13 protein-coding genes are annotated in these 14209 nt (G+C 66.1%); 10 read left to right on the top strand and 3 right to left on the bottom strand.

All coding sequences use genetic code 11. The features are described from left to right. The first annotated feature begins 543 nt into the window (after window positions 1-543). Window positions 544-1995, top strand: a complete 1452-nt coding sequence (locus EF294_RS06690; protein WP_123927185.1) for a hypothetical protein — start codon at window positions 544-546, stop codon at window positions 1993-1995. After that, window positions 1992-2573 (top strand): GNAT family N-acetyltransferase, encoded by a 582-nt coding sequence (locus EF294_RS06685; RefSeq protein ID WP_123927183.1) that lies wholly within the window; start codon window positions 1992-1994, stop codon window positions 2571-2573. Before EF294_RS06690 ends, EF294_RS06685 begins: the two co-directional genes overlap by 4 nt. Here the strand turns inward: EF294_RS06685 and EF294_RS06680 are convergent. From EF294_RS06680 to EF294_RS06670, 3 genes are all read right to left on the bottom strand, one after another. Then, window positions 2570-4195, bottom strand: a complete 1626-nt coding sequence (locus EF294_RS06680; protein ID WP_246007739.1) for a glycosyltransferase family 87 protein — start codon at window positions 4193-4195, stop codon at window positions 2570-2572. The genes EF294_RS06685 and EF294_RS06680 overlap by 4 nt on opposite strands. Then, window positions 4179-6479, bottom strand: coding sequence for a transglycosylase domain-containing protein (locus tag EF294_RS06675; RefSeq protein WP_123927181.1), 2301 nt, complete (start codon window positions 6477-6479; stop codon window positions 4179-4181). Before EF294_RS06675 ends, EF294_RS06680 begins: the two co-directional genes overlap by 17 nt. A gap of 160 nt (window positions 6480-6639) precedes the next feature. Next, complete coding sequence (locus tag EF294_RS06670; protein ID WP_123927178.1) at window positions 6640-7029, bottom strand: DUF5318 family protein; 390 nt, start codon at window positions 7027-7029, stop codon at window positions 6640-6642. A gap of 309 nt (window positions 7030-7338) precedes the next feature. Between EF294_RS06670 and EF294_RS06665 the strand changes: the two genes are divergently transcribed. From EF294_RS06665 to EF294_RS06635, 8 genes are all read left to right on the top strand, one after another. Next, window positions 7339-7551, top strand: coding sequence for a hypothetical protein (locus EF294_RS06665; RefSeq protein WP_123927175.1), 213 nt, complete (start codon window positions 7339-7341; stop codon window positions 7549-7551). 111 nt (window positions 7552-7662) lie between these two features. Further along, window positions 7663-8382 (top strand): PadR family transcriptional regulator, encoded by a 720-nt coding sequence (locus EF294_RS06660; protein WP_123927172.1) that lies wholly within the window; start codon window positions 7663-7665, stop codon window positions 8380-8382. After that, complete coding sequence (locus EF294_RS06655) at window positions 8375-9472, top strand: inositol-3-phosphate synthase (protein WP_123927169.1); 1098 nt, start codon at window positions 8375-8377, stop codon at window positions 9470-9472. The genes EF294_RS06660 and EF294_RS06655 overlap by 8 nt, the downstream gene beginning before the upstream one ends. Window positions 9473-9694: 222 nt before the next feature. Next, on the top strand, window positions 9695-10468 hold the full coding sequence (locus EF294_RS06650) for an HNH endonuclease family protein (RefSeq protein WP_123927166.1): 774 nt from the start codon (window positions 9695-9697) through the stop codon (window positions 10466-10468). Between the two features lie 36 nt (window positions 10469-10504). Further along, window positions 10505-11446: a quinone oxidoreductase family protein gene (locus tag EF294_RS06645; RefSeq protein ID WP_123927163.1), complete on the top strand. Its 942-nt coding sequence runs from the start codon at window positions 10505-10507 to the stop codon at window positions 11444-11446. Between the two features lie 309 nt (window positions 11447-11755). Then, window positions 11756-12673 (top strand): phenylacetate--CoA ligase family protein, encoded by a 918-nt coding sequence (locus EF294_RS21975; protein WP_246007725.1) that lies wholly within the window; start codon window positions 11756-11758, stop codon window positions 12671-12673. Beyond that, window positions 12664-13176, top strand: coding sequence for a hypothetical protein (locus EF294_RS21970; RefSeq protein WP_246007724.1), 513 nt, complete (start codon window positions 12664-12666; stop codon window positions 13174-13176). Before EF294_RS21975 ends, EF294_RS21970 begins: the two co-directional genes overlap by 10 nt. Then, window positions 13173-14207 (top strand): ThiF family adenylyltransferase, encoded by a 1035-nt coding sequence (locus EF294_RS06635; protein WP_123927160.1) that lies wholly within the window; start codon window positions 13173-13175, stop codon window positions 14205-14207. The genes EF294_RS21970 and EF294_RS06635 overlap by 4 nt, the downstream gene beginning before the upstream one ends. Window positions 14208-14209: the final 2 nt, after the last annotated feature.

Here is a 14209-nt window from a genome sequence, read left to right as displayed (position 1 = left end):
GCCACGGACTGTCCGTGGCAGGAGGGTCGCCTGCGTCGGCAACCGCCCTAAGATACACGAGGTACCCCTGACCAGGGAAATCGCGCTCCAGACCTGGCGACATCACATCCAAGAACCGGCGCACCCTCTCATGCACTTCGCGGCCACCCGCCTCCTCACCCACGACGCCGACGGTCTGGTCGGCTTTACGACGCGATCGCCGGCCTACGCGCGGACCGCCAGCCCTCGTTTGTTCGCCGGGTTCACCACCGATTACCGCCCCCTGGCCATCACGTCGTCGACGACCATCAAGGCAGCGGGCGACGCCGTCGACGGATTCGTCAAAGATGTGCCCACCGGTATGCCGGGGCAGTCGCTCGTTGCTCCTGCGCGATCCCGGCGGACACCTCGTGAACGTCCACGTCTCTCACCGACCGGACTGACCCCGGGTCGGAGCGGCACCGATCCCGCCGCTGACCGATCCGTCGGGATTGGGAGTGAGCCAGGTCACCGTTGGCTGGTCGATTTCATGATGCGCGGGGCGCTCCGCTTACCCTGTAGCGCATGTCCGACCGCCTGAGCACGACGTTCCGCTACGGGCGCGTCGCCCTGTCGCGTCGAGGGGATCTGATCCTGATCCTGACCGTGTCCCTGCTGTTGACCTTGCTGCTCATGTATTGGAGCTACGAGGCCAAGATCGCGTGCGTCGGTCCACCGTTCTTCCCGGACGGGCGCAGCCACAAGTGGCCGGTCGGCGATCCGCACTCGATCATCCCCTGCTACTCGGATCTGGCGTACCTGTGGGTGGGCCGCGACATCAACAACCACGTCTTTCCTTACATCCACGGCGGTATCGGCGCCAACGGCCAACTCTTCGGTGGTTCCGTGGAGTACCCGGTGCTCTCGGGAATCCTGATGTGGCTCGGTGCGATCGGCGCGCACACTGACGTCGATTTCTTCCGCCATTCGGCAGCGCTGCTCGCGCCGTTCGGTGTGGGGATCACCGCGATGCTCGCCGTGCTCACCCGCTGGAATGTGTTGTGGTGGGCGATGACCCCGCCGCTGGTCCTCTACGCCTTCCATAACTGGGAGCTGCCGGTGGTGGCGACGGCCGTCGGTGCCGTCGCCGTCATGGCGTGGGGGGCGAGTATCAAGCCGTCGACGGGCGAACGGCGAATGAACCTGCGTACCAGCGCGATACTCGCGTCGATCCTGCTGGCCATCGGCTTCTGTCTGAAGCTCTATCCCGGGTTCTTCGTGCTGCCACTGGCGATCTACGTGCTGACCGGAGGAGCCGGCGGGCGCCGCGCACTCGACTGGGTCGGCGCCGTGTGGGTGGCCGTGACCGCTGCGCTCACCGTCGCCGTCATCCAGTTGCCCTTCATCGTGCTGGGATATGACGGGTGGCGCGCGGCACTGACTTTTCAGGGCAAACGTCGCGCCGATCTGGACACCAACTCCATCTGGTACTGGGGCCTACGCCATCTCACCGGCGGCCAGAACGGCACCTACAACTCGATCGTCGGCGTGCTGTCGCCGACTCTCATCGTGTGCGCTTTTGTCATCGCGGTGTATCTCGGCCGGCGGCAGTACAACCGGACCGGGCTCTACCCGTGGATCGGCGTCAGTGCGGCGATGCTCGCCGGTTTCATGGTGTTCCACAAGGTGCATTCGCCGCAGTACACGCTGTGGATTCTGCCGTTTTTCGTGCTGCTGCGGGTACGGTGGCCGGTCATCGTGACGTATCTGATCGCCGATTTCATCCTCGACACCACCATCTTCCGGTTGTTCGGCATCTATGTGTCCGGTGAGCCGATGAAGTGGTGGGTGATGGCCGGGGTCAACCTCGGCGTGTGGGTGCACGCGGTGGTGCTGGTCTATCTCATCGGTGCCTTCGTCAGCGCGGGTCTGCGCGAACCGCTCGCCTCGATCGGCCGACGACCGGACCCCGCCGACGCACCCTCGTCCGAACCCGACGACGCACCACCCGGGCACCGCGTGCCCGCCGGGGCATGAGCGACTGGCTCGGCACCGGCACGCTCGTCGGGGGCCGGGTGACGTTGCGTCCGTTCACCATCGACGACGCCGACGCACTCGCACGGGTCGTCGGCGATCCGGCCCGGTTCCGTTGGGCGCCCAGCGTCCCGACGGATGTCGAGTCCGCGGCCGAATGGATCTCGGCGGCGCTCGCCGATCCCCAGCGACGCGTGGCCTTCGCCGTCGTCGACAACACCGATGGCCGGCTCGTCGGCTCGACGAGCTTCTACGACATCGACCCGGCCAACCTGACCGCTGCCATCGGCTACACGTTCTACGCCGAGAATGTTCAGGGCACCAGGGTGAACCCGACCGCCAAATACCTGTTGATGCACCACGCTTTCGACCAGTGCGGCGCCGTCCGGCTGGTCTGGCACACCCACGAGAGCAACACCCAATCCCGCGCTGCCATCGCCAAATTGGGCGCCACCTTCGAAGGGCTGCTCCGCAAGCACCGCCGATTCGGTGACGGTTGGCGCACCACCGCGCAGTTCGCGATGATCGACGAGGACTGGCCGGCTGCGAAAGCTGTTTTGCTGGAACGGACTCGGGACTAGGGGTACACCCCGGCCCGGTCGGTCGCAGTCCTCTCGACTCCAGATCCCTCGATCCCAGGCCGCTGGGTGCGTCGTGCCCACGACAGCCGATCGACCGCACCGTCGAGCACCCCACCCGCCGGGTCGTCGAGTTGGTTGCCCTCGTTGTCACGGCGCATCAGGTCGTGTTCGGGACGCAGGATCTGCCAGATGACGATGATGCAGAGCGCGATCACGAACAGGGCCCGGATCACGATGATCGTGGTGAACCACTCCTGTGGCAACCACTTTCGGCTGGGGTCGATGAACAGCGACATCCGCGGAATCCACACGAGGGCGTCGATGGCCATCCACGCGAGCAGCAGGCGTGTATGCGGGATGGCCAGTACCGCCAGCGGCACCAGCCACAGCGAGTACTGGGGGCTCCACACCTTGTTGACCAGTAGGAACCCAGCGACGATCAGGAAGGCTACCTGCGCGACGCGGGGTCGGCGTGGCGCGGCCAGGCACAGCCATCCGATGCTGAGGACGACGAGGATCATCAGCCCCGACGAGACGACGTTGAGGACGTCGACCCTCCACGTCGCACCGATCGCCTTGGCTGCCAGACGCAACAGGGTGTCGGCGTCGGCGCCGCGATCGGAGTTGAGCCGGAAGAACTCGTACCAGCCGTGCGGATACAGGATAAGAATCGGCAGGTTCACCGCAGTCCACGCAATGACCGCAGCAGCAGCCGCCGCGCACCAGTCGCGCAGCTTGCCCGAACGCAGGCACAGGAGGAACAGGACCACCAGTAACAGCAGGGGGTAAAACTTGGCGGCGGTTCCCAGACCGATGAACACGCCTGCGAGCCAAGGCTTCTTGCGCGCCCAGCACAGCAGGGCCACGGCCAGGGCGGCGGTGGCGATGGCGTCGAAGTTGGTGAAGGCATGCACGATCACCAGTGGGGATACGGCCGCGAGCCAGGCCGCCCAGATGCGGGTCCGAGCGGTCAGCGCGGTGGCCCAGACCGTGATCAACCAGAACAGGGCCAAACCCAGTGCGGCGAGGTCGAAGTAGAGCACCGCGGGCAACGCGCCCGGGAGGCCCCAGCGGTCCGATGCCGACGCCCATTCACGACCCATCCAGGCCGTGGCATACATGTACATCCCGGTGATCACCGGATATTCCATGTACCGCTTGATCTCCCGGCCGTCACCATTGTTCTCGAACCAGAATGTCCGGTAAGGGAATTCACCCCTGTCGAGCTGCTCGGCACCGAACAGCGAGATGACGTCGGAGTAGCAGAGGTCGGTGAACTGACGCTGATCGTCGCGGTCGAGTTTCACCGCTGTCTGCCCCTGGCCCGCGTTCACGACAACTTCCTGCTGCAGGCACCCGGCCTTGCCGAACCAACTCAGCGCCAACGTGCACAGCGCAAGGAGGAACAACACCCGGATCGGGGTCCAGCGTGGGCTACGTCCCACAGCTGCGTGCGCACCTAGCGGACCGCCGAGCACCCACGACACCTCGGCGACCACCGGATCATGGTGACTCGGGATCAGCCGATGCGTGTCGGTACGAAGGTCGGCGGCCAGCGGTGCGGGACTGTCGTCGGCGACCTCATCGGTCGGCGGTGACGTCCCGTCAGCCGCCGGGCGCAGGGACCGCTCCTTGGCTGCTAGTGCCGCCGTTGCCAGCGCCGCCGTTGCCGGTCCCGCCGTTGCCAGCGCCGCCGTTGCCGGTCCCGCCGTTGCCAGCGCCGCCGTCGCCGGTAGCGCCTCCACCGCGCTCCGCGCCACCCGGGACCGGGATGGTGATGCCCGGTGCGATGGTGATCGCCCCACCACCCGGATAGTCCGAGGTCGGCGGCGTCCGGTTCGGCCTCGTCGACGGAGAGTTGTAGTTGTACGAAGTGGGTGGCGGCTCGTACGGGACGCCGGCCTGGCCACCGACCGCTGCAGGCTCAGGGAACTGCTCGATGGGCTGGCCCGCAAGCGCGTCGTCCATACCGCGCTTCCAGATTTGCGCCGACAGACCGCTGCCATAGACCATCGACCCACTGGCGTTGACCAGGGCGGTGCCCTGGTCGGTACCCACCCACACAGCGGTCGAGAGCTGCGGGGTGTATCCGACCATCCACGCGTCCTTGTTCTGGCCGGTGTTACCCAGCTGCGCGGTACCGGTCTTGGCCGCCGACGGACGCGATCCCAGCTCGTCGTCGTAGAGGTTGTTGTTGTTGGAGTAGGCCGCGATCGGCTCGAGCGCCGCGGTCACGTTGTCGGCGACCTTGGCCGGAAACACCCGCTTGCCCGGGTCGGGCTGGCGCTCGTAGAGCACGTCGCCGGTGGAAGTTTCCACCTTCTGCACGAAGTGCGGAGCACGGTAGATACCGGATGCGGCGAAGGTGGCGTACGCCGAGGCCATATCGATGACGCGGGACGGGTACTGCCCGAGCACCACACCGCCCTGCACGCCGCCGTTGGATTCCTGCAGCGTGTGCGCGATGTCGCCGAAAGACTCCGCGATGCCAGCGGCGTGCGCGGCATCGGCCACGTCCTGTGCCTGGTTCTTGAGGTCCATCATCAGCCGGTAGTACACGGTGTTCAGCGACATCTTCATCGCGGTCGCGAGGTTGCACGAGCCGCAGCTCTCACCGTCGGAGTTCTCGATGGTGAGCCCGCTCGAGGTGGTGTATGGCGCCGAGCTATACACCTTCGACAGCGGAATGTCCTGCTCGAGTGCGGCCGCGAGGGCGAACACCTTGAACGACGATCCGGTCTGCAGACCCGCCTGCGCATAGTCCCAGCCCTGGGCGTCGTCACCGCCGTAGTAGCCGGCGACCCCACCGGTACGGGGATCGATCGACACGGCGGCGTCGCGGATCTGCGCCGGCTCGCCGACGAGAATCCCGTTGGGGCACTTGTAGATGTTGTTGTCGCGGCACGCCGCCTGCACTAGGCCGTTCTGCACCTGCGGATCGATCGTCGTGGTGATCTTCAGGCCCTCAGTGCGGACCTGCTGCTCGGAGATGCCGAGATCACCGAGTTCGGCGAGCACCCGCCGCTTGATGAGGCCATTGGGTCCGACGGTCTCACCGGTCGCCGTCGGCGGCGGCGCCACCTTGGGATAGCGGATCGCCGCACGGTCGGCCTGGGTAATCGAACCGATCTGCACCATGCCGTCGAGCACGTAGTTCCATCGGGCCGTCGCCGCCTCCTGGTTGACCGCCGGATCGTAGTAGGAAGGTGAGCGGATCGCTGCGGCCAGCACCGCCGACTCGGCGGGTGTCAGATTCTTGACGTCCTTGCGGAAGTAAGCCTGCGCAGCGGCCCCGACTCCGTAGGCGCCCCGACCGAAGTAGATGGTGTTGAGGTAAGCCGCCATGATGTCGTCCTTGGACCACTCGCTCGACATCTTGGTCGCGATCACCAGCTCACGCAGTTTGCGCTCGTAGCTGTGTTCATCGCCGACCAGCGCATTCTTCACGTACTGCTGGGTGATCGTCGATCCCCCGCCCGCGAGATCGTTATCGGTGATGCGACCCCACACCGCGCGGGACAGACCACGGACCGAGAAGCCGTCGTTGGTCCGGAACTCGCGGTCCTCGGCAGCGATGACCGCATCCTGCATCGGCTTGGGGATGTCACTGATACTGACGTCGGTGCGGTTGCCCTCCGGCGGCACGATCTTCGCCAGGGTGTTGCCCTTGGCGTCGACGATCGTGGCGACCTGGTTCTGCTTGATGTCACCGGGACGCGGCACAGTGACCGTCGCGTAGGCGATCAGGAAACCGACGATCGCGACCAACGCGACGACCGGGACGATCAGACCGAGCGCACCCACGACCCACGCGACGAGACGGAGCCGCGACCGTTTCGGGTCCGGTCCGGTCGTGGAGTCGGTAGATGTGGCGCGCCGCGACGTCGTACTGCGTGACTCGCTCATCGTCGGACCTCCCCATGAACCGCATACACCATCGGCTCGACGTTCCTCACACTACTTGTCGGCAAGATTGCCGGTTGTCGGTATGACTGCCGTCCACCACTCTGACGCACCGACGAGCCGCAAACAAAAGCCGGACTTCGAAGAGGCGGCCACGGACCGCTTACTCGGCCACCCGACGACGACGGGCAGAGCGCGGAGGCAGACCGGCAACGTATGACTGCACGAGATGGTTCCAGCTGCAGGTCCGGCATACCTCGACCACGTGTACGGAGAATTCCTCGGCCGTCGTGTCCAGGCGGGAGATCTCCTCGGCCGTACGCGCCGACCCCGACACCTGGCCCAGACGATCCCCGAACACCCAGGAGACCAAGGTCACGTGCTCTTTGCGGCAGATCGGGCAGAGCGTCGAGCTGGGGCGACCGTGGAACTTAGCGGCGCGCAGGAGATAAGGACTCGCGTCGCAGACCTCGGTCACGCCGACCCGCCCGGAATGAACCTGCGACAGCCGCGATCGCCGCTGAAGGGCGTAGTCGACGATCTGGCGTTGCACGTGGACCAGCGTACGTGGTCGATGTCGGCGTTGTCGGTGTGACCTACCCGCCGATTCGGCTCTGCCGAGACCAGGATCGCGCCGCGCGACTACCTGCACCCGCGACAGCACGCGATGATCGCGACTGCGACCCGAAGTACGTGAGCGCTACGAGAACGAAGTGGCCACCCGGCCCCACCGCGGCAGCCCAACACCCCTGTCGCGGCGATCCAGACGCTCTGCGGCGCCCAACTGACGCGGCACCGGCCCACAGCCCAGCTGATCGGCCAGTAGCCACCGTCGATAGCAGCCCCTCGATAGGGTCGGTTCATGACCAACGATTTCGATGCCGTCCGCCGGCGACGTGGCCGCATCGCCGGTTTCCTGCTTCTGATCGTCGCACCGCCCCTGCTATTCCTTGCCCTGTTGTCATTCCATATGACGTGGGGTGCTGCAGCGACTATCTGCGTCTTGGCGTTCGTGTTTGCGTTCGGCCGTTGGCGGCTCAAAGAGGGATCGTGGCCGTGGCAACCGCCGCGCTAACGCCTGGGCGGCGCGCCGCGCGACTCGCGACCGATATCGACAGCGTTTATATCGGTGCGATACATTGGGTGAAAGCATCGGCGCGACGAACCATTGGAGAGGGGGTCAGTAGTGCTCGAAATGGCAATTCTCGGCCTCCTGCTCGAGTCCCCCATGCACGGCTATGAACTGCGTAAACGGCTCACCGGGCTCCTCGGCGCGTTTCGTGCGTTCTCCTACGGTTCCCTGTATCCGACGCTGCGTCGGATGCAAGCCGACGGACTCATCGGCGAGACCAGCACGCCATCCGGGGTGAAGGTGCGTCGCGGGCGTCGCGTGTATCAACTCACCGACGCCGGTCGTGACCGCTTCACCGAGCTCGTCGCCGACACCGGACCGCAGAACTACACCGACGACGGTTTCGGGGTGCACCTCGCGTTCTTCAGCCGCACCCCGGCGATCGCGCGTATGCGCATCCTCGAGGGCCGGCGCCGCCAGGTCGAGGAGCGCCGCGAAGGCCTGCGTGAGCTGGTCGGCCGTGCCACCGGCGCCTCCGATCGCTACACCCGCCAGATGCACGAGTTGAGCCTGGAATCGAGCGAGCGCGAGGTCCGCTGGCTCAACGAGCTCATCGCCGCCGAGGCATCGGAAGCGTCGTTATCAGCGGCCTCGCCAACGTCGGCATCAGCATCAGCCCCCACAGATTTCCCGGCCACCACGTCAGGTACGTCACCGGCGACCGGTGCCGAGGAGCAGGAAGAAGCCGAGCAAGACGAACCACTCGGTCGAACCCCCGTGACGCAGCCCAGCGCTGCGGCCCGACAAGAAAAAGGAGAACCCGACCATGGGTGAGCCCAATAAGGTGCGCGTGGCCATTGTGGGCGTAGGAAACTGCGCTTCATCCCTGGTCCAGGGCGTGCAGTACTACAAGGATGCCGACGAGAACGCGACCGTGCCCGGCCTGATGCACGTCAAGTTCGGCCCCTACCACGTGCGCGACGTCGAGTTCGTCGCCGCGTTTGACGTCGACGCCAAGAAGGTCGGCTTCGACCTGTCCGACGCGATCTTCGCGAGCGAGAACAACACCATCAAGATCGCCGACGTGGCGCCGACCGGTGTGACCGTGCAGCGCGGCCACACCCTCGACGGTCTCGGCAAGTACTACCGCGAGACCATCACCGAGGCCGACGGAGAGGGCGCCGATGTCGTGGCGACCCTGCGCGAGGCGCAGGTGGACGTGCTCGTCAGCTACCTGCCGGTCGGCTCGGAGCAGGCCGACAAGTTCTACGCACAGTGCGCGATCGACGCGGGCGTCGCCTTCGTCAACGCGCTGCCGGTGTTCATCGCCTCCGACCCCGAGTGGGCCGAGAAGTTCCGCGCGGCCGGTGTGCCGATCGTCGGCGACGACATCAAGAGTCAGGTCGGCGCGACCATCACCCACCGCGTGATGGCCAAGCTGTTCGAGGATCGCGGCGTCGCCCTCGACCGCACCTACCAGCTCAACGTCGGCGGCAATATGGACTTCAAGAACATGCTTGAGCGTGAGCGTCTGGAATCCAAGAAGGTCTCCAAGACCCAGGCCGTGACCTCCAACCTGACCGGTTCGCTCGCGGGCAAGGTCGAGGACAAGAACGTCCACATCGGCCCGTCGGATCACGTCGAGTGGCTCGACGACCGCAAGTGGGCCTACGTCCGCCTCGAGGGACGCGCCTTCGGTGACGTGCCGCTGAACCTCGAGTACAAGCTCGAGGTCTGGGACTCCCCCAACTCGGCCGGCATCATCATCGACGCCGTACGCGCGGCCAAGATCGCCAAGGACCGCGGCATCGGCGGCCCGATCCTGCCCGCGTCAGCCTACCTCATGAAGAGCCCGCCCGAGCAGGTCGCCGACGACATCGCGCGCAAGCAGCTCGAGGCGTTCATCATCGGCGCGGACGCCTGATCGTCCTGCCCCGACGACGTCTCAAGTTCTACCCCGACGTCTCGCCCTGAGCGCATCCGTGGCGGTTCTCCCGAAGAGGAGGACCGCCACGGTTGTTTCGGTGCGCGAGCCGGCTCACCACCCGCCATGCGACGGTCGTGAGTGTTTCCCGTGGAACAACGCCGACCTGGGCCGCCGCTCACGGCGAGAAGTACTGTCGGGCCGATCCGGCACAATCGGCCCATGCGACGACGACGTCTGGCGCTCGGGGCGTCCGTGGTTGTGATCGCCGCGGTCGCCGGGTGTACCGCACCAAGGGAGTCGATAACACTCACCTCACCCCGCACGACCGCGGTGAACGACACCGGATCGAGCCCTGCGACGTCGTCACCGTCGGTCAAGGCAACGGCCGTCCCGAGGACGTTTTCCCCCGACGCGGCGCTGGCGTGGTCGCAGCTCCAGGCCCTGCCGGTCAAGGGTCGCGCGCCGAAGACGGATTACAGCCGGGCACAGTTCGGTCAGGCGTGGTCGGACGATGTGAACGTCGACGACGGCCACAACGGCTGCGACACCCGCAACGACATCCTGCGCCGCGATCTCATCGACATCATCGTCAAGCCCGGAACGCGCGGATGTGTGGTCCTCTCAGGAACGCTGCACGATCCCTATACCGGCAAGACGCTCGGTTTCTCGCGCGGTGCGGCCACCTCGCCGGCCGTGCAAATCGACCACGTCGTGGCGTTGTCGGATGCTTGGCAGAAGGGCGCCCAGCAGCTGAACCCCCAACAGCGCGTGGACTTCGCCAACGACCCGCGCAATCTTCAGGCCACCGACGGACCCACCAATCAGAAGAAGAGCGCCGGCGACGCCGCAACCTGGCTACCCCCGAACCGTGCGTATCGGTGCACGTATGCGTCGCGGCAGATCGCCGTGAAGACCGCCTACCACCTGTGGGTGACTTCGGCCGAGCGAGATGCCCTGGCGCGCATCCTCGGTTCGTGCTCCGCTTCGCCGTAGCCTGGCACCCATGATCCTCCGCTTGCGCATCCGGACATGACCCCCGCACGCCGCTGGGTCGCCCTCGGCCCAGGCGGCCTCGATGATGTCGCCCTCACCGACGTCGACGTGCCGTCGCCCACAAGCGGTGAGGTGACGATCGAGGTGACCGCTGCCGGGGTAAATCCGGCCGATCTCAAGCACGCGCGTACCGCGACAGTCTTCCCGCTGCCCATCGGGTACGAGGTCGCGGGCCGAATCATCGCTTTGGGACCCAACACCGAAATCGGTTCGGGTGCTGCGACAGTCGGCGACGAGGTGCTCGCCTTCCGAGTCAGAGGCGGCTACGCGACAGCACTCACGGTGCCCTCGGAAAAGGTGTTCGCGCGGCCGGAGACGCTCAGTGTCGACGAGGCGGCGGGACTCCTGCTGGCAGGTACGACCGCCGCCGACATGCTTCGTGCGGCGCGTACCGCCCGGGACGAACTGATCGTGCTGCACGGCGCGTCGGGAGCGGTCGGGGTGGCGGTGTTACAGCTGGCGCGTCTGCGAGGAATCCGGGTCATCGGCACCGCAGGTCGTCGATCGTCCGAGCGTGTGCGCAACTTCGGCGGGCTGCCGGTCACCTACGGGCCCGGCGTGCTTGACCGCATCCGGGCCGCCGCCGACGGTCGACCCATCGCCGCCGCGCTCGACGCCGTCGGCACCGATGAGGCGGTCGACGCGTCTCTGGAGCTGGTGGCCGATCGCACGCGCATCGTCACGATCGCCGCACCACGGCGCGCCGTGGACGACGGGTTTCAAGCCCTTGGTGGCCGCCAGCCGGAGAGCGCACAGTTTCGGGATATGTTGCGCTCCAGCCTGATTCGCCTCGCCGCGGACGGTGATCTCGTCGTGCCGATCGCCGCGGTCCTCGATTTCGAACAGGCCCGGGAGGCTCTGCGCCTGGTTGCCGATGGGCATGCCGGCGGGAAGGTCGTTCTCCGAACCGGCCGGTGACTCGTCGAGCTATCACAGGGGAGCGACAGAATGGAGCGCCCAGCGTGCCGCCGGCACGCCGATCGGCGGCCGAATTTCAGTAATCAAATCGCTGTAAACCACTGGACAACAAGTCTTTTCACCAGCGGTCATTTGCGCGGCCTACTGTTCGCTCAACGGTCGGGCGATCGGTCGAATCGGATGCGTGAGGCTCGCGCCCTCATCATGTCCGGGGTCAGACTGAGTGGGCGCCGACAACCGCCTCACTCCTCAGAAATGCGAGTGAGATAACCGATCTCACGTCGGCCACTTCTTCCCGAGGAGGAGCGAGTGCTCACCATCACCGATCTGGACCTGGCCGCGGCAATGACCGATCGCGCTCGCCGCAAGGTTCCTGCGTACGCGGACTTTCTGCGTCACAACGGAATCGACCCCGGCGAGCGTATCGATGCCGACGCCTTCACGCGGCTACCCGCGATGACTAAGACCGGGTACATCACCCGCTATCCGCAGCCGACACGCTACTGGGACGGCCAGATCACCGAGGCCGAGGTGTGGTCGTCAACGTCCGGTTCCTCCAGCGGGATACCGACCCAGTTCGGACGGGGAGCACTTGCCCTTGCGCAAAGTGCCTCGATGTATGACCGGATCTTCACCGGGTCCTTCAACTCGCAACTACGAACCACCCTGCTGATCAACTGTTTTGCGATGGGAACGTGGATCGGCGGGACCTACACCATGGCCGGAGTAGGCGAACTCAACGACCGAGGCCATCGCATCAGCGTGGCCACCCCAGGGATCGACGTCGACGTCGCCATAGCCACCCTCGCAGAACTTGGCCCCTTCTACGACCACGTCGTCCTCGCCGGATACCCGCCGTTGATCAAGGATCTTCTCGACAACACCCCTGCCAACCTGCTTGCGATGGACATCAAGCTGTTGCTCGCCGGCGAGGCGATCACCGAGAAGTGGCGCGACCACGTCCTCGATCTGCTGCATCGACACTCCGAACCCGGGCGAATCTGTCTCAAATACGGCACCGCAGACGCCGGGCTGATGGGGTATGAAACCCCGACCAGCATCGCCGTGCGGCGGGCCGCACTCGACGACACAGCCCTGTCGGACCAGGTGTTCGGCCCGGCATCACCGCGCAGCCGACATTCGTGCGCTATCACCCCGAATACCGCTACACCGAGTGCGACGCCGAAGGCCATCTGCTGTTCACGGTCGACTCGGCCATGCCGTTGATCCGTTACCGGATCAACGACCGCGGCCGGGTCCTCGACGGCACGGAACTCGACGGGATTCTGCGTATGCACGGACACGACGAGCTCGCTGCCACAGTTCAGCCATCCGACCACTTCCTGGTTCTGCACGGTCGCACCGATATCGCGGCGATCTTCCACTCGCTCAACGTGTATCCGGAAAACCTACGCCCCGCCTTCGAAGACCCCGCATTCGCGGAGAATCTCACCGGACGATTCGTCGTGGAGGTCCTCGAGAGCGAACAGCATCACCAAACGCTGCACATTCGGGCCGAGCTGGCCAAGAACACCGCTGCCGACGCCGACCTGGCACGAGCCCTGCGCGACCGATGCCGCGAGTCGTTGGTGCACACCAACTCCGAGTACCGGGCACTCAGTGCGTCATTGGGGAAAGCCGCCCGCCCCACCGTCTCCCTCTACGAGTACCACTCGGCGGGATTCGGCTCCGGCGCAAAGGACGTCTACATCCGAGGAGCAGCACGATGATCGAAATCCTTCACCCCACCCGCGACCGCAACCACATCGACGCCCTGTGCACCGTGATGGAGTATCGATTGGTCGACGCATGGACAACCGCACTGCCCGAGCTGACCGCGCTCGCCGCCTTCACCGGTGAACCCGTCCCCGGCAACGGCGACCCCGACGACGGCGATCTCGACGAGTGGAGCCGCTACGTCGTCTACCCGTGGCGGCACACCGTGGTGCGCACACCCATCGACCCGGTCTTTCACCGACTGCGCACCGCACGCAATCGCTTCCTCATCACTGACGAAGAGCAGAACGCCTGGTCGGCCGCACGATTGGCGGTGGCGGGCCTGAGCGTCGGCGCCTCCGTCGTCGGGGTCGCGGGGCTGACCGGCGCCCGCCGATTCCATCTCGCCGACCCCGACACCCTCGGGCCGACCAACCTGAACCGGCTGTCGGGATCGGTGTGCGATCTCGGCGTCGAAAAGACGACTCTGGCCGCCCGCCGCCTCCTCGAGGCCGATCCCTACTCGGACGTCACCACCTGGACACAGGGCTTCGGCCCTGCGATGGCGACGGACTTCTTGCGGTCACCCGACGGCCGGCCGGTCGACGTCGTCATCGAGGAGATGGACGACCTGGCCATGAAGGTCGCGCTGCGCGTGCACACTCGCCGGACCGGGCTACCACTGATCATGGTCACCGACGACGGCGACAACGTGATCCTCGACGTCGAACGCTACGACCTGGACCCTGGGTATCCGCTCTTTCACGGGAGCGCCGGGGAGATCACCGACCTCGATACCGATACTCTGCGTGATCCGGCCAATCGGGTGCGGCTGGCCGGCGCCATTGTCGGTCACGACGTGGCGCCGAGACTAGCGAAGGCACTCACCGAGGTGGGCCGAACCATTCCGTCATGGCCACAGTTGGGCACCGCAGCGAGCCTGGCCGGGGTGGTCGGGGCCTTCGCGGCGCGCACCATCGTGTGTGGAGGCGAACTACCCTCGGGCCGTTACCGTTTCGCAGTCGACAGCGCGCTTGCGGCCTGACC

The organism is Gordonia oryzae, assembly GCF_003797185.1.
In the GTDB taxonomy this organism is placed as follows: Bacteria; Actinomycetota; Actinomycetes; order Mycobacteriales; family Mycobacteriaceae; genus Gordonia; species Gordonia oryzae.
This window is presented reverse-complemented; position numbering and strand designations above follow the sequence as displayed.